Below are 16,301 nucleotides of genomic sequence, written 5' to 3' on the forward strand. Positions count from 1 at the left end.
CCTTCGCGGAGCATGACGGCCCAGCACTTTCCGCAGGCTGTCCACGAGGGACCAGAGGTGACGGATGACCACGGCCAACCGGAAGACGGACCACGCCGAAGCGGCGAGGGTGCTCGGTGAGCACGCGGACAACCCCAGCGCCTTCCTCGCCCTGAACTCGGGCAACGGCTTCTTCACCGCCCCGGGTTCACCCGGCCTCGTCGCCTACCGGGAGGCGGGCCGGTACCTGATCCAGTTCGGCGGCCCGTTCGCCCCCGAGGCCGGCCGCCCCGCGCTGCTGCGCGCCTTCCTGGACTTCGCCCGCACCCGTCGGCGCACCGTGGTGGCCGTCCAGCTCCAGCCGCACGACGCCCGGCTGTACGCCTCCAGCGGCTTCACGGTGAACCAGGTCGGCTCCTCCTACGCCGTCCGGCTGCCCGGACACACGCTGCGCGGCACGAAGTTCATGAAGCTGCGCAACAAGATCTCCAAGGCGCGCCGGAGCGGCCTGGAGGTGTCCGAGGTCGATTACGAGGAGCACAGGGCCGAGATCGCCGCGATCGACGCGGAGTGGCTCAGGTCGAAGGGGCGGCACGTCAAGGAGATCGAGTTCCTGGTCGGCGAGTGCGGCGGCCCGGCGCAGTCCGCCCGCCGGCTGCTGCTCGGCCGCTTGGAGGGCGCCCCGATCGGCTACATCTCGTACGCCCCCGCCTACGGGACGCACCCGGGCTGGTTGCACGACCTGAGCCGCCGCCGGGCGAGCGCGCCGCCCGGCGTGATGGAGGCGATGAACCTGCACGCGATGGACGCCTTCCGGGCGGAGGGCGCCGAGTGGCTGCACTTCGGCTTCACCCCGTTCGTCGGGCTCTCGCACGAACACGAGGTCACCGGCGCCAGTCGGCTCACGAGCCGCTTCATGCGCCTGCTCGCGGAGCGCGGCGACAAGGTCTACCCGTCGGCGAGCCAACTGGCGTACAAGGAGAAGTGGGGCCCGGACCTGGTGGTACCGGAATACCTGGCCTTCCACGGCCGGGCGTCCCTCCCCGCGATCTGGCAGATCCTGCGGGTCACCAAGTCCATCTGACCCCCGCGGGCTCCGGCCACCTCACCGCCGGGAACGGCAGGGGGCAGATCGAGGGCCGGAGCGAGGCCGGCGACGGGCAGCGGTGCGTCGTCCTCGAAGGCGAGACGGACACCGCACCCGGGGACGGTGCGCCGACGGCTGTCCCACCGGGCTCACCAGGAGAACGGCGACGGTGCCGTCGGCGACCTCGGCCCGGACGGTGTCCCACTCCTCGGGGTCGGAGGAGTTGACCGTGCGCGCCCGCACGCCCGCACGGGCGCACGCCCGCACGGGCGGCGGCCTCGGCCTGGTCGCGCAGCAGGGCCGGCAGCGGGGAGACGGCCACGGTCGGCCCGCTGTCCCGCGCGCGCGGCAGCGAGGCCGCCACGAAGTGCACCGCGGACTTGCCCCGGCCGGTCCGCTGCACCACCGGCGCCCGGCGTTCGTCCGCGACGAGTGCCTCGACGGCCCGCCACCGGTCCTCCCGCAGCCGGGCCGGGCCGCTGGGGGTGGGCCATGCCCCCATGCAACCCGGTGGGACCGACAAAGCGCGAACGCTCCGCCCCGGGCTGTGGACAGAGTTATCCACAGGGGTTTCGGAGATCGGGCGGCGCGTCGGAAAGTAGCGCCATGAACACGAACAGTGACTCAAGCGGAAATCGCGATCTCTCCCACGGCCCCACCGCCGACCTGTCCGCAGGCGTGGCGAAGGGCTCCGTCCCGGCCGTCACCGCCGCAGACGGAGTCGAAGAACAGCAGGTCACACTTCGCGGACCCGCCCAACTCGCCGACTGTCTCCCGTACTTGATGGGGTTCCATCCCTCCGACTCGGTGGTCCTGGTGGCCTTGCACGGCCGCCGCGGCAGGTTCGGCGGCAGGCTCCGCGTCGGCATTCCGAAGTCGCCCCAGGAATGGGCCCCGGTCGCCGCCCACCTCGCCGAATGCCTGCTGGCCAACAGTGAGCGGCACGGCCGCCGCCCCGACGGCGTCGTCGTCTTCCTCTGCCAGGACCCGGCGGAGGGGGAGAGCGGCCGGCAGGTCATGGAGCGGCTGCGCGCCTTCGCGCAACGCCTGCGCACCGCGTGCGGGGTCCTGGACGTGCCCGTGCTCGAAGCCCTCTGCATTTCCGACGGCCGCTTCTGGTCGTACTGCTGCCCCGACCGCCGCTGCTGCCCGCCCGAGGGAACGGGCCTCGCCCTGCCCGGTACGTCGGTGATGGCGGCGGCCGCCGCCTACGCGGGAATCCAGGTCCGCGGAACGCTGCGGGAGATGGAGGCCAGATTCGCTCCCCGCACCCACGTCCCCGAACACCTCCGCACGACGGTGAGCGCCCTCGACGACGCGGGCAGCGCGGTGATGCCCCGTCTGCTCACCCGGGCCGGCCGCGAACAGGTGGGCCGCGAGACCCTGGCCCTGGCCAGGACCCTGCTGCGCCGCCTGGGAAGCGCCGCGCCGCCGCGCGGGTCCTGGCAGGACGCCGACAGCGCCGACGACGCCCTGATCGACGACGCCGAAGCGGGCGCCGTCCTGCACGGCCTCCAGGACCGGGAGACCCGCGACCGGCTGGCGGAGTGGATGGAGGGCCCCGAGGCCGTCCCCGCGCTCAGGCTGTGGCGACTGCTCGCCCGCAGGTGTGTCGGCCCCTACGCCACCTACGCGGCCCCGCCCCTCACTCTCGCGGGCTGGGTCGCCTGGTCCACCGGCGACGAACCCGAGGGCCGCGTCGCCCTCGGCCTCGCCCTGGAGGCCGACCGCGACTACACCTTCGCCCAACTCCTCCACCAGGCCTGCAACGACGGCCTGGACCCGGAGAAGCTCCGCGCCTGCCTGCGCCGTGAACGCGCCGGACGCGCCGAGGGGCCGGTGCCGCACTCCTTGAAGGGCGCCCGGAGCGGCCCGGGCGGGGGCGGGCGCCGTACCTCCGTCGCGAGCCGTGCATCCGGCCCCGGCCGTACGTCCCTGGCGAACGCGCGACGGACCCTCCGTGCGGGAAGCGCGCGTACCACGACCCGGCCGCCGGGCGCCCGCACCAAGGACCGCCAGGTCGCGGGGGCCCGGGGCCGCCCGGCCCGGGGAACCGGAGCCGGGCGGCGCGAGGTGCCGCACCGCCCGCGGCGCGGCACCCGGAGCGGACGATGAAGGCCCGGTGCCCGCTCGGCCGTGACCCCGCCGCCCACCGCGCCGTTCACCTGAGTGGCGGCACCGCTCGCACCGCGTCGCCACATCCGTCGCCACCCTCCGGAGCGCAGAGAAGGCACCGCATGGCCCTCACCGTCCCGCAGTCCTCCGCAGGCCGCGGCGCGCCGCCCACGCCCCGGCGCACCGCTCCGGCACCCGTCGGCGGACCCGCCGGCCGGGCCGCCGCCCTGCCCGCCACGCACGGGATGATCATCTGCGCGGACCTGCCGTCCCTGGCGCTCTCCGCGGACCACGGGCAGCTCACCGGGCACGGGTTCGACGGCTTCTACCAGTCGGGCCGCAGGCTGCTCTCCCGCTGCGTACTGCGCGTCGCGGGCCGCGAACCCATCGCCGTCCAGGGCCGCTCGCTCGCGGCCGACCGGGCCCGGTTCGTCGGCGTGGTCCGCACCCAGGGCGACGGCGGCCCCGACCCCGGGATCATGGTCGAGCGGGTACGGACCGCCGACGGCGTGGAGCGGATCACCCTGCGCAGCTCCGCCCCGCGCCCCCTGCGCGTCCCGGTCGAGATCACCCTCGGCACCGACCTCGCCGACCTGGGCGCCATCGGAGCCGGCCGCCCCGGCCCCGAACTGCCCGCCAGCGTCCACGACTCCGGCATGCGGTGGGCCGCGGGCCCCGCGCACTGCGTGGTGACGGCCGACCCGCCGCCGGGCGACGCGCTCGCCTCCGCCGGACTGCTGCGCTGGGAGATGGACCTGCCGCCCGGCGGCTCCCGCACCGTCGAACTGCGCGTACGCACCGACCGGCCCGTGCGCTCCGCGGGCAGGACCGGCGGCTGCCCGCTGCCCGAGGTGAGCGCCGAAGGAGACGATCCCCGGGTACGGGACCTGCTGCGCACCGCCGTCGAGGACCTCCGCTCGCTCCTGATGCGCGACCCGGCCCACCCCTCCGACGTCTACCCGGCCGCCGGCATCCCCTGGCGCTGCGGCCTCGCCCCGGCGGACGCCCTCTGGGCGGTGCGCATGGCGCTCCCCCTGGGCACCCGGCTCGCGGCGGCCACGCTGCGCACCCTCGCCCGCACCCAGGCCGGGGGCGACGGCCGCATCCCCGGCCCGTTCCGCGACGCGGGCCCGCACCTGCCGCCGGGCTGCACGGGCCTGGAGGCCACGCTCGCCTTCCCCGTGGTGCTCGCGGAGGCCCGCCGCTGGGGTCTGCCCGAAAGCGACCTCGCGGAACTGCTGCCCGCCGCCGAACGCTGTCTCGACTGGCTGCGCACCGCGCTGGGCGACGGTGTCTACCTGCGCGACCCCGGCCCCGTCGGGCTGCGCCGCGCCGAGACCCAGGCCCACGCCCACCGGGCCGCGCTGCTCGGCGCGGACCTCCTGGAGTCCTGCGGCCGGCCGGGAGCCGCCCACTGGCGGGACCGGGCCGCCGACCTGCGCCGCGCCTTCCGGGAGGACTTCTGGATCGAGGACCGCGCGGGCGGCCGCCCCTGTGCCGCCCTGGCCGCCGACGGACGCCCCGTCCCGCACCTCGGCAGCTCCACCGCACACCTCCTGGACACCGGGCTCCTGGGCGCCGGCCGCGCGGCCCCCGGACTGCTCGACAAGGTCCAGACCGAGCAGTTGGCCCGCCTGCTGGGCGGCCCGTCCATGGACACGGGCTGGGGGCTGCGCGGCCTCGGCGCCAAGGAGGCCGGGCACAACCCCTTCGGTCACCGCAGCGGTGCGGTGCGGGTGCACGAGACGGCCGTCGCGGTCTCCGGACTGGCCGCGGCGGGATACGAGAGGGAGGCGGGCTCGCTGCTGCGCGGGCTGCTGGACGCCGCGCAGGCCTTCGGCCACCGGCTGCCGGAGATGTACGCGGGGGAGCAGCGCACCGCCGACAGCTCCCCGCTGCCGCATCCGGCGGCCTGCCGTCCGGCGGCGGTGTCCGCGGCGGCCGTGGTCCACCTGTGCGCCACCCTCGTGGGCATCCGCCCCGACGCCCCCGCCGGGACGGTCCGCCTGACGCCGCTCAACAGCGCCCCGCTGGGGGCCCTCCAGCTCTCCGGGCTGCGGGTCGCCGGCGAACCGTTCGCCGCCCGGGTCAGCCGGCTCGGCCTCGGCATGGTCGAGGAGGCCGCCGACGGCCTCCAGCTCGGGGTGTGACGCGTGACCGGCACGGGGAGGGCGACGGCCCGGGGCGCGACGGACGGGCCGGCCCGCGAAGAGACTGTTTATCGTCAGGCAGACGACTATGATCGCCGCATGTCGCCCTACGACCCGTCGGCCTTTCCGCCCTTCGCTGTCACCGTGGATCTGGCCGTGCTCACGGTGCGTCGGCACGCGCTCTGCGCACTGGTCGTACGCCGTGGAGAGCCGCCGTTCCAGGGGCGGTGGGCGCTGCCCGGCGGCTTCGTCCGGAAGGACGAGGACCTCGCGACGGCGGCGGCCCGTGAACTGGCCGAGGAGACCGGCCTGATCGCCCTGTCCACCCGCACGGCTCCCTCCGCCCCCGCCGCGCACCCCGCCACGACGACCGGGGCCGCCGCACCGTCCGCGGCCGCCCCGACGGTGCCTCCCGCCCCGGCGCCCCCGGCCGCCCTCGGCAAGGGCGCCCACCTGGAACAGCTCGCCACCTACGGCGACCCCGCGCGCGACCCCCGGATGCGGGTCGTCAGCGTCGCCCACCTCGCACTCGCCCCCGACCTCCCCGCGCCCCGGGCGGGGGGCGACGCGCACAGCGCCCGCTGGGCCCCCGTGGAGGCGCTGCTCGGCCACGAGGACGCGTTCGGCGGCGACGAGGAGGCGGCCCCGCTCGCCTTCGACCACGCGCAGATCCTCGCCGACGGCGTCGAACGGGCCCGCTCGAAGATCGAGTACTCCTCACTCGCCACGGCCTTCTGCCCACCCGAATTCACCGTCGGCGAGCTGCGCCGGGTCTACGAAGCGGTGTGGGGCGTGGCCCTCGACCCGCGCAACTTCCACCGCAAGGTGACGGGCACCCCCGGGTTCCTCGTCCCGTCGGGCGGGACGACGACCCGTCAGGGAGGACGCCCCGCGCAGCTGTTCAGGGCGGGCGGCGCGACCGTACTCAATCCGCCGATGCTGCGTCCCGAAGTCTGACCGGAGGCCACGTCGCGGACCCCGTTCCCGCCCCGGCCCGGACCTCCCGGGCCGGGGCCTCCGCAAAAAGTCCTAAATGTCGCGTTATCTTGCTGCGGTACCCGCCTCGGCCGCCGAGCGTTCCCTCCACCGCGGGGAGCCGTGGACGTCGCGGGAGCCGCACGAGACGCGAGGGAAGCGATGCTCCAGGCCATCGGACTCACCAGCACGCCGCGACGGGCCCGCCCGCCCGCCGTGGACGACCTGACCTTCGAGGCCCGTCCCGGCACCGTCACCGCCCTCCTCGGGGCCCCCGGCTCCGGGAAGACCACCGTCCTGCGCCTCATGCTCGGACTCGAACGGGGCCGAGGCGTCACGTACTTCCGCGGCCGCCCCCTGCACCGTGTCGCCCACCCGGCCCGCGAAGTGGGCGCCCTCCTCGGTGACGTCCCCGGCAACCCCTCGCGCACCGCCCGCGCGCAGCTCCGGATGCTCTGCGCCGCCGCCGGAGTGCCCGCCGCGCGCGCCGACTCCCTCCTGGACGTCGTCGGCCTCACCGGACTCGGCGGTCAGCGCCTGGGCAACCTCTCCCTGGGCATGGACCGCCGTCTGGGCCTCGCCTCCGCCCTGCTCGCCGACCCGCACACCCTCCTCCTCGACGAACCCGCGGCCGGGCTCTCCCCCCGGGACAGCAGTTGGCTGCACGGACTCCTGCGCTCCCACGCCGCGCACGGCGGCACCGTGCTGTACACCACCGACGACGCCAAGGAGGCCGCCCGCACCGCCGACCGCGTCGTCAGCCTGGACGAGGGCCGCCTCGTCGCCGACCAGGCCGCCGCCGACTTCGCCCGCACCCGGCTGCGCCCCCGCGTCGCCGTCCGCACCCCGCAGGCCGTCCGGCTCGGCGCGCTCCTCAGCAAGGAGGCCCGCGTCGCGCGGCGCTCGGTGGAAGTGGTCTCCGAGGAGGGCAACCGTCTGTCCGTGTACGGCAGCACCTGCGCGGAGGTCGGGGACACCGCCTTCCGGCACGGCGTTCCCCTGCACCAACTCGCGGATGAGACCGGAGACATGGGCCCGGGGCGCACCCCCGCGCAACAGACGCCCGTCACACCCCGCGACGCGAGCCGCGCACGGCTCGCAGACGCCCGCCGCGCACCGTTGCCCGGCGGGGACCGTGCACCGCTCGCAGACGGGAGCCGGGCGTCGCTGACAAGTGCGGGCCGTGCACCGCTCGCAGGCGAGAACCGCGCGCCGTTGACCGGCGGAGACCGTGCACCGCTCGCAGACGGGAGCCGGGCGTCGCTGACAAGTGCGGGCCGTGCACCGCTCGCAGGCGAGAACCGCGCGCCGTCGACAGGTGCGGACCGTGCACCGTCCGCAGACGGGGGCCGCATTCCGCTGACCGGTGAGGACCGCGCCCCACTCGCAGGGGACCCTGCAACTCCTCCTGTGACGCGCCCCGTTGCGGCGAGCCACCGCGACAGCACCCCGCTCCGCCCCCTCCGCGGCCCCCTGCGCCCCTTCCGCTACGAAGTGCTCCGCACCTTCAGCACCCGCAGCACCTTCCTCGTCGCCCTCACCTCCCTCGTCGCCTCCGCCGTCCTGTGCGTCCTCGCCGTGCACGCCGGCGGCAGCGGCGGCTCCCTGCCCGTCGCTCTCGCCGCGTGGCCCGCCCTGCTGCCCCTGCCGCCCGCCGCCTTCGCGGCCGGCCTGCTCGGCGCGCTCTCCTTCGGCGACGAGTTCCGCTACCCGGCACTCGCCGCCTCGCGCGGCACCTCGCCCCGCCACCTCGGGCTCCTCCTCGCCAAACTCGCGGTATCGGCCGGCCTCGCGCTGCTTCTCGCCGCCCTGACGGTCGGGGTGAACCTGCTCCTCGTACGCCTGTTGTACGGGGCCGGGGCGACGCCGCTTCCCGCTTCCGGCCTGCCCGGCAAGGCGGCGAGCTGGGCCGCGCTCAGCGTCGGGTGCGCCTGGGCGGGGGTGTTGGGCGCCGGGGTGTTCCGGGTCGCCACGGCGGGGCTCGCGGCCGTGCTCGCGGTGCCGGTGGCCGTCGCTCCCGTCGTCCAGCACCTGCTGAGCGGACCGGCAGCACGTTCGACGGTCGGACTCCCGGGCAGGCTGCGGGAGCTGACGTGGATCCGGATTCCGGCGGAGGCGGACCAGTGGCTGCTGGCCGCGATGCGGATCGTCGCCCAACCCGTCGGCACCGCACTGGCGTTGTCGCTTCCTGTGCTCCTGTGCACATATCTGATCACGGACCTTCGCCGCAAGGCCCGTTGGTGATCGCATTCTGACGTCGAGACGTCGATTCGCCCACAACTCCCCCTGGAGCACACGCTTCTGCCCGGCAAGGCGTCAATGGGGGAGAGGACGGTGATCACCCTTTCGTGTGCTTTTCACCAAAGACCTCAAGGGGCACGAGCAGGACGCCGACAACTCTTCCGTGAGTACCCTTGCGCACACCATGATGACCGCCGCCCGCTCTGTCGACACAGGTCTCGCCGGCCCCGGCGACCTCGACCGTTACCCCTTCGCAGAGGTGTCCGCCGCCGACCGGGTCGGACCCATCGGCTGGGACAGTCCCGAATCCGACCTGGGCCGGATCGGCCGCCGCGCGGCGGGCAACCGCGGCCGCGGTCTGCACGGCCAACTCGTCCAGCAGCTCGGCCAGATGATCGTCTCGGGCGACCTCGGCGCCGACCGCCCGCTGGTGCCGGAGGAGATCGGGCAGCGCTTCGAGGTGTCCCGCACCGTCGTCCGCGAGTCGTTGCGCGTTCTGGAGGCCAAGGGGCTGGTCAGCGCCCGCCCCAACGTGGGAACCCGGGTCCGGCCGGTCAGTGACTGGAACCTGCTCGACCCCGACATCATCGAATGGCGCGCCTTCGGACCCCAGCGCGACGACCAGCGTCGTGAACTGACCGAACTGCGCTGGACCATCGAGCCCCTCGCCGCCCGGCTGGCTGCCGGCCACGGGCGCGACGACGTGCAGCAGCGCCTGGGCGACATGGTCGACATCATGAGGCACGCCCTCGCCCAGGGCGACTCCCTGACCTTCTCCCGGGCCGATGCCGAATTCCACTCCCTGCTCATCCACCTCGCCGGCAACCGCATGCTGGAGCACCTCTCCGGTATCGTCTCCGCCGCCCTTCAGGTCTCCGGCGGACCCATCGTCGGCTGCGACCGTCCCACCGACGTCTCCCTCTCCCACCACGCCCGGATCGCCGACGCGCTCGCCGCGGGCGACGGCTCGGGGGCCGAGGTCGCGATGCGTCAACTCCTCACCGTCCACCCGGAGGTGGAGCGCGTCGTTCCGGCTCCGCGCGAGCACTGACCCCCTTCGTCCCCGGCCGCTCCTCGCCCCGTACACCGTCAGCGGTTCCCCACGCCGTGTCCCGCGCGGCCGTACCCCCTTCGTGGGGGCGGGCCCCCCCGGGGGGGGGGCCCCCCGGGGGGGGGGGCCCCCCCGCGGGGGGGGGGGGGGGGGGGGGGGGGGGGCGCCGGCCCCCCCCCCCCCCCCCCCCCCCCCCCCCCCCCCCCCCCCCCCCCCCACGACTGTGGGGGCCCCTCCCCGGGCGGGAGTTCATCGCGGGCAACTGTGCGCCGCGGCCCGCCGCCGTGCCGCACATCGCCCGCGCGCCGCGCGCCTCCCGTGACTCGGTCCCTTCGCCCGTGCCACCGACCCGGACCGCGAAGATTGAGGCGTAACACTCCGTCGGATCCCGCGATGACCTAAGAGGTGACAGCCGAGGAGGGAATGCGGAGGCCGCTCGCGGCATCGCAGACGGTCCCAGGTTCTCGCCCGGTCCGCCGGTGCACCATCCCCAGCCGGTGGTCGTCGGCTCAGGCCCTCCAGCGGGCTCGGGGCCGGACGCCATTTCCATCGCTTTCGAGAGGTTGTTCGTGTCGGCCAGCACATCCCGTACGCTCCCGCCGGAGATCGCCGAGTCCGAGTCTGTGTTGGCGCTCATCGAGCGGGGAAAGGCTGATGGGCAGATCGCCGGCGACGACGTGCGTCGGGCCTTCGAGGCTGACCGGATTCCGCCGACCCAGTGGAAGAACGTCCTGCGCAGCCTCAACCAGATCCTTGAGGAAGAGGGTGTGATGCTGATGGTTGCCGCCGCGGAGCCGCCCAAGCGTGCCCGCAAGACCGTTGCGGAGAAGAGCCCGCCCCCCAGGAGCCCCGTCCAGCGGACCGTGCCCCGGACCTTCGCGGCAAGTACCTTCACGCCCAAGGCAGTTGCCGCCGCGGCTTCCGTCACGGACCCCGGGGAAGCGCCCGCCGACGAGACCGCCGCTGCCGCCCCCGCGAAGAAAACCGCAACGAAGAGGACCACCGCCAAGAAGGCCGTGGCGAAGAAGACCATCGCCCGGAAGACGGCGGCGAAGAAGACCGCCGCGCAGCAGGCCGGGACCGCGGACGGCGACGATCCGGTCGAGGAGACCAAGGCCGGGACGGGCGACGGCGAGGAGAGCGCCGAGTCCGGCGAGTCCGGCGAGTCCGGTGAATCGAAGGGCTTCGTCCTCTCCGACGACGACGAGGACGACGCGCCGGCGCAGCAGGTCGCGGTCGCGGGCGCCACCGCCGACCCGGTCAAGGACTACCTCAAGCAGATCGGCAAGGTCCCCCTGCTCAACGCCGAGCAGGAGGTGGAGCTCGCCAAGCGCATCGAGGCGGGTCTCTTCGCCGAGGACAAGCTCGCCAACTCCGACAAGCTCGCCCCCAAGCTCAAGCGCGAGCTGGAGATCATCGCCCAGGACGGCGGCCGCGCCAAGAACCACCTCCTGGAGGCCAACCTCCGTCTGGTGGTCTCCCTCGCCAAGCGCTACACCGGCCGCGGCATGCTCTTCCTGGACCTCATCCAGGAGGGCAACCTGGGCCTGATCCGCGCGGTCGAGAAGTTCGACTACACCAAGGGCTACAAGTTCTCGACGTACGCCACCTGGTGGATCCGGCAGGCGATCACCCGCGCGATGGCCGACCAGGCCCGCACCATCCGCATCCCGGTGCACATGGTCGAGGTCATCAACAAGCTGGCCCGCGTCCAGCGCCAGATGCTCCAGGACCTGGGCCGCGAGCCCACCCCGGAGGAGCTGGCCAAGGAACTCGACATGACCCCCGAGAAGGTCGTCGAGGTCCAGAAGTACGGCCGCGAGCCCATCTCGCTGCACACGCCGCTGGGCGAGGACGGCGACAGCGAGTTCGGCGACCTCATCGAGGACTCGGAGGCGGTCGTTCCGGCCGACGCGGTGAGTTTCACGCTTCTCCAGGAGCAACTGCACTCCGTCCTGGACACGCTTTCCGAGCGCGAGGCCGGTGTCGTGTCCATGCGCTTCGGCCTCACCGACGGCCAGCCCAAGACGCTGGACGAGATCGGCAAGGTCTACGGCGTGACGCGTGAGCGCATCCGCCAGATCGAGTCCAAGACGATGTCCAAGCTGCGTCACCCGTCGCGCTCGCAGGTGCTGCGCGACTACCTCGACTGAGCTGTTCGAGTTCGACTGGGCTGTTCGAGTCGGCCACCGGGCCCGGGTTCCGTCCGTTCGCACGCTCGTCCGTGTCGTACGGGACCCGGGCTCGCGGCGTGCCGTGCGGGTGCGGCCGGTACGGCACTGGATGACTCTGGGTGTGCACATCACACCCCTGAGTCAGGAGGACCTATGCGTCGCCCCATCACCAGATCGCTCACGGGGGCCCTCGCCCTCATTGCCGCAGTGGCCGGGCCGCCCCTGGCGGCGGCCGGCACGGCCGCCGCCGACGGCGTGATCATAGGGGGCCAGGCCGTGAAGGTGGCGGACAGCCCGTGGGTGGTGGCGGTGGCCAGCCGTGACCGGTTCGGCGGTATGCGGGCGGGGCAGTTCTGCGGCGGAGTGGTGGTGGCGCCGACCAAGGTGCTCACGGCCGCGCACTGCCTGGACAGGGACGTGCTCGGCGTGCGGCTGAGCGAGGTGCGGGACCTGAAGGTCATCGCCGGGCGCGAGGAACTGGGCGGCGCCGACGGTCAGGAGATCGCCGTGCGCAGCGCCTGGGTGAACCCGTCCTACGATCCGCGGTCGAACTCCGGCGACCTGGCGGTGCTGACCTTGGAGGAGGCGCTGCCCGCGGAGTCCGTGATCCGCACGGCCCCGGCGAACAGCCGCCTGACCGACCCGGGGACCGTCGCGTCGGTCTACGGCTGGGGCGACACCACGGGCCACGGGACGTACGCGTCCTCCCTGCGCTCCACCGAGGTGCAGGTACTGCCCGACGAGGCGTGCGCCCGGGCGTACCCCGGCAACCTCGACGGAGCGTATCTGCCGGCGACGATGCTGTGCGCGGGGGACCCCGAGGGCGGTCATGACGCCTGCCAGGGCGACAGTGGGGGGCCGCTGGTGGCGCGGGGGCGGCTGATCGGGCTGGTGTCGTGGGGGAGCGGGTGCGGGCAGGCGGAGAACCCGGGGGTGTACACGCGGATCCCGGCGCTGTCGGAGGTGCTGGCGGAGCAGATCTGACCCTCGCGCGCGGGGCTGAACGGGCGGCCCCTCGCCCAAGCGGGGGACGGCCGCCGTCCGCCGTCCGTGCGGAGGGGCGGCCTGGGCGCGTGACGACGCCGGGGCCGTCGGGGTGGGGACGGGCTTCCGGGGCGGACCGGGGGCTTTCGGAGGGGGCAGGGGCTTTCGGGGCGGGGCAGGGGCCGTGCACGGGCAACCGGGCGCGGCCCCTCACCTGCGTACCCGTCGGCGGGGCCGGCACTGCGCCCGGGGGGCGGCCCCTCTGGTGGCTGCCGCTGGACCGCTCCGCCCGGCGGCGGCTGCTCCGGGGGCGGGTCCAGGGCTCCGGGGAGGGGCTGAGGGCACTGGCGTGATGCCGGTCGGGGGACGGCCCTGGCGGGTCTGCCGCGGTGCGCTCGCCCGACCCAGGATTCCGACCCTCGGCTCCGGGGCCCTGCCTCCGGCCTTGTTTCCGGGCTCCGCCCCCGGCTTCCGGCCCCGGTCCCTCCCCGCGCGTTCCGGGACCGTACCGGCCCATCACGTACCCGGCGGACAGTCCGCCGCGCCCGCGCCCGCGCACGCGCACGAGAACGGGCGGCTTCCCCCGCACACCCGGGGGAAGCCGCCCGTCGACCGTCCGTATGCGGTCCTCGGCTCGTCGTCGACGCTCTCAGGGCGTCAGTGTTCGTCGTCCTCGACGGACGAAGGCGTGACCGTCAGCCGGTCCGTCTCATCCTGTATTTCCGCGGCGATCTTCTTGAGCTCGGGCTCGAACTTGCGACCGTGGTGGGCGCAGAAGAGCAGTTCGCCGCCGCTGGCCAGGAGAACGCGCAGGTAAGCCTGGGCGCCGCAGCGGTCGCATCGGTCAGCGGCCGTCAGGGGGCTCGCGGGGGTCAGAACAGTAGTCACGTCGCCTCTTCTCTAGCTCGACGAGCTGTCGTACCAGGGTCAACATCCAACCAGGCCGAAAACGTTCCCGCTCGTGGCTTTTTCTTGAAACTTCTTCCGAAGGTCTTCCGGAGTGGTTGTCTGTTGCCGGTTGGCGGCGAATGAGCCGTATTGCGTCGCTTTACGGTTTCGCGTTGCTGGCTTGTCTTGGTGGGGCGTCCCCCCGGCCGGATTGCCGGGTTGTTGATGAGGACGTGCCCGGAGCCTAAATGGTTCATGCCCGGAAGGGAACGTGACATGTGCTTCACTCCATCGAGGGATCGAACATGTGTACGCCACTGGACTAGCATGAGTTTTCCCGAGGGTGGCGTTACACCCGCTCTACCAGGCCCCGTTACCCTCTGAGCGGCGACAGACGCCGACCCCGTACCCCATCGGGGCCCATTTGAAATTCAGCGAGGAGCGAACCGCGTGACCGCCGATACGACCGTCCCGTCCACCGCACTGCTGAGCGGCGCGGACCGTGACGGTTCCAACTACACCGCGCGGCACCTGCTCGTCCTCGAAGGTCTTGAGGCGGTCCGCAAGCGTCCCGGCATGTACATCGGGTCCACCGACAGCCGCGGCCTGATGCACTGCCTCTGGGAGATCATCGACAACTCCGTCGACGAGGCCCTCGGCGGCTACTGCGACCGCATCGAGGTCATCCTCCACGAGGACGGCTCCGTCGAGGTCCAGGACAACGGCCGCGGCATCCCCGTCGACGTCGAGCCCAAGACGGGCCTGTCCGGCGTCGAGGTCGTCATGACCAAGCTGCACGCCGGCGGCAAGTTCGGCGGCGGCTCCTACGCCGCCTCCGGCGGTCTGCACGGCGTGGGCGCCTCCGTGGTGAACGCGCTCTCCGCCCGCCTGGACATCGAGGTGGACCGCAGCGTCACGCACTCGATCAGCTTCCGCCGCGGCGTCCCCGGCGCCTTCACCGGAGAGGGCCCCGACGCCCCCTTCGACCCCGGCAACGGACTCCGCAGGGGCAAGCGCGTTCCCAAGGGCCGCACCGGCACCCGGGTGCGCTACTGGGCGGACCGGCAGATCTTCCTCAAGGACGCCAAGCTCTCCCTGGACACGCTCTACCAGCGCGCCCGGCAGACGGCCTTCCTGGTGCCGGGACTGACCATCGTCGTGCGCGACGAGCGGGACCTGGAGGGCGTCGGCAAGAGCGAGGAGACGTTTCGCTTCGACGGCGGCATCAGCGAGTTCTGCGAGTACCTCGCGCAGGACAAGGCGATCTGCGACGTCCTGCGGCTCACCGGCCAGGGCACCTTCAAGGAGACCGTCCCGGTCCTCGACGACCGCGGCCACATGACGCCCACCGAGGTCACCCGCGAGCTGTCCGTGGACATCGCGCTGCGCTGGGGCACCGGGTACGACACCACGGTCAAGTCCTTCGTCAACATCATCGCCACCCCCAAGGGCGGCACCCACGTCTCCGGCTTCGAGCGCTCCCTCACCAAGACGGTGAACGAGACGCTCCGCTCCGCCAAGCTGCTGCGCGTCGCCGAGGACGACGTCGTCAAGGACGACGCCATGGAGGGCCTCACGGCGGTCGTCACCGTGCGGCTGGCCGAGCCGCAGTTCGAGGGCCAGACCAAGGAGGTGCTGGGCACCTCCGCCGCCAACCGCATCGTCGCCAACGTCGTCGCCAAGGAGCTCAAGGGCTTCCTGACCTCCACCAAGCGCGACGCCAAGGCGCAGGCCCGCTCGGTGATGGACAAGGTCGTCGCGGCCGCCAGGACCCGTATCGCGGCCCGCCAGCACAAGGACGCCCAGCGCCGGAAGACCGCCCTGGAGTCCTCGTCGCTGCCGGCGAAGCTCGCGGACTGCCGCAGTGACGACGTGGAGCGCAGCGAGCTCTTCATCGTCGAGGGGGACTCCGCGCTCGGCACGGCCAAGCTCGCCCGGAACTCCGAGTTCCAGGCACTCCTGCCGATCCGCGGCAAGATCCTCAACGTTCAGAAGGCGTCCGTCTCGGACATGCTGAAGAACGCCGAGTGCGGCGCGATCATCCAGGTCATAGGAGCGGGGTCCGGCCGGACCTTCGACATCGACGCCGCCCGCTACGGCAAGATCGTGCTCCTCGTCGACGCCGACGTCGACGGTGCGCACATCCGCATCCTGCTGCTGACGCTCTTCCAGCGGTACATGCGCCCGATGGTGGAGGCGGGGCGCGTGTTCGCGGCGGTCCCGCCGCTGCACCGGATCGAGCTGGTGCAGCCCAAGAAGGGCCAGGACAAGTACGTCTACACGTACTCGGACAACGAACTGCGCCAGACCCTGCTGGAGTACCAGCGCAAGAACATCCGGTACAAGGACGACATCCAGCGCTACAAGGGCCTCGGCGAGATGGACGCCGACCAGCTCGCGGAGACCACGCTGGACCCGCGGTTCCGTACGCTGCGCCGGATCAACATCGGTGACCTGGAGTCGGCCGAGGGCGTCTTCGACCTGCTCATGGGCAACGAGGTGGCGCCGCGCAAGGAGTTCATCACCAGCGCGGCGGCGACGCTGGACAGGTCGCGCATCGACGCCTGATCCGCGTATGCGGTGCGATCCGCGCGTGCGGTGGCGGAGTCAACCCGTGGGTGGAGCCGAAAGCTCCACCCACGCTCCGATTCGCGGGG

The 16,301-nt window shown here is 73.4% G+C and carries 10 protein-coding genes and 1 pseudogene; 9 read left to right on the forward strand and 2 right to left on the reverse strand.

Features of this window, described 5'->3' with window-relative positions; all coding sequences use genetic code 11:
* The first annotated feature begins 64 nt into the window (after positions 1-64).
* Positions 65-1,063 (forward strand): bifunctional lysylphosphatidylglycerol flippase/synthetase MprF, encoded by a 999-nt coding sequence (locus ACIP93_RS13370; RefSeq protein ID WP_401758086.1) that lies wholly within the window; start codon positions 65-67, stop codon positions 1,061-1,063.
* A 147-nt stretch (positions 1,064-1,210) separates the two neighbouring features.
* On the opposite strand, the pseudogene ACIP93_RS13375 reads toward ACIP93_RS13370, so the two are convergent.
* Positions 1,211-1,568: pseudogene (locus ACIP93_RS13375) on the reverse strand (recombinase RecQ); the annotation flags it as partial.
* A 104-nt stretch (positions 1,569-1,672) separates the two neighbouring features.
* On the opposite strand from ACIP93_RS13375, the gene ACIP93_RS13380 reads away from it, so the two are divergent.
* The 7 genes from ACIP93_RS13380 (at position 1,673) to ACIP93_RS13410 (ending at position 12,756) form a co-directional block, all read left to right on the forward strand.
* Entirely contained in the window at positions 1,673-3,181 is a 1,509-nt protein-coding gene (locus ACIP93_RS13380) for a DUF4192 domain-containing protein (RefSeq protein ID WP_401758089.1), read from the forward strand.
* Between the two features lie 122 nt (positions 3,182-3,303).
* Positions 3,304-5,331: a glycogen debranching N-terminal domain-containing protein gene (locus tag ACIP93_RS13385; RefSeq protein WP_401758092.1), complete on the forward strand. Its 2,028-nt coding sequence runs from the start codon at positions 3,304-3,306 to the stop codon at positions 5,329-5,331.
* A gap of 99 nt (positions 5,332-5,430) precedes the next feature.
* Positions 5,431-6,288: an NUDIX hydrolase gene (locus ACIP93_RS13390; protein WP_401758095.1), complete on the forward strand. Its 858-nt coding sequence runs from the start codon at positions 5,431-5,433 to the stop codon at positions 6,286-6,288.
* A gap of 180 nt (positions 6,289-6,468) precedes the next feature.
* Positions 6,469-8,550 (forward strand): ATP-binding cassette domain-containing protein, encoded by a 2,082-nt coding sequence (locus tag ACIP93_RS13395; RefSeq protein WP_401758098.1) that lies wholly within the window; start codon positions 6,469-6,471, stop codon positions 8,548-8,550.
* 160 nt (positions 8,551-8,710) lie between these two features.
* The gene (locus ACIP93_RS13400) at positions 8,711-9,598 is read left to right on the forward strand and encodes a FadR/GntR family transcriptional regulator (protein WP_345217402.1); all 888 of its coding nucleotides are present in this window, start codon (positions 8,711-8,713) and stop codon (positions 9,596-9,598) included.
* 569 nt (positions 9,599-10,167) lie between these two features.
* Positions 10,168-11,751 carry an RNA polymerase sigma factor gene (locus tag ACIP93_RS13405; RefSeq protein ID WP_401758100.1) on the forward strand — a complete coding sequence of 528 codons (1,584 nt, stop codon included), beginning with the start codon at positions 10,168-10,170 and terminating at the stop codon, positions 11,749-11,751.
* Between the two features lie 174 nt (positions 11,752-11,925).
* Positions 11,926-12,756: a S1 family peptidase gene (locus tag ACIP93_RS13410; protein WP_401758103.1), complete on the forward strand. Its 831-nt coding sequence runs from the start codon at positions 11,926-11,928 to the stop codon at positions 12,754-12,756.
* Between the two features lie 657 nt (positions 12,757-13,413).
* Here ACIP93_RS13410 and ACIP93_RS13415 read toward each other — a convergent pair.
* Positions 13,414-13,644, reverse strand: coding sequence for a hypothetical protein (locus tag ACIP93_RS13415; protein WP_345217410.1), 231 nt, complete (start codon positions 13,642-13,644; stop codon positions 13,414-13,416).
* A gap of 450 nt (positions 13,645-14,094) precedes the next feature.
* On the opposite strand from ACIP93_RS13415, the gene ACIP93_RS13420 reads away from it, so the two are divergent.
* Positions 14,095-16,212, forward strand: coding sequence for a DNA topoisomerase IV subunit B (locus ACIP93_RS13420; protein WP_345217412.1), 2,118 nt, complete (start codon positions 14,095-14,097; stop codon positions 16,210-16,212).
* Positions 16,213-16,301 lie beyond the last annotated feature (89 nt).

Origin of the sequence: Streptomyces sp. NPDC088745 (assembly GCF_044751045.1) — a bacterium.
Lineage (GTDB): Bacteria > Actinomycetota > Actinomycetes > Streptomycetales > Streptomycetaceae > Streptomyces > Streptomyces cremeus.

What these genes read in the sequence shown, in the direction of transcription:
- ACIP93_RS13370 (WP_401758086.1), top strand. Translation starts at nt 65, where the DNA reads ATGACCACGGCCAACCGGAAGACGGACCACGCCGAAGCGGCGAGGGTG.
- ACIP93_RS13380 (WP_401758089.1), top strand. Translation starts at nt 1,673, where the DNA reads ATGAACACGAACAGTGACTCAAGCGGAAATCGCGATCTCTCCCACGGC.
- ACIP93_RS13385 (WP_401758092.1), top strand. Translation starts at nt 3,304, where the DNA reads ATGGCCCTCACCGTCCCGCAGTCCTCCGCAGGCCGCGGCGCGCCGCCC.
- ACIP93_RS13390 (WP_401758095.1), top strand. Translation starts at nt 5,431, where the DNA reads ATGTCGCCCTACGACCCGTCGGCCTTTCCGCCCTTCGCTGTCACCGTG.
- ACIP93_RS13395 (WP_401758098.1), top strand. Translation starts at nt 6,469, where the DNA reads ATGCTCCAGGCCATCGGACTCACCAGCACGCCGCGACGGGCCCGCCCG.
- ACIP93_RS13410 (WP_401758103.1), top strand. Translation starts at nt 11,926, where the DNA reads ATGCGTCGCCCCATCACCAGATCGCTCACGGGGGCCCTCGCCCTCATT.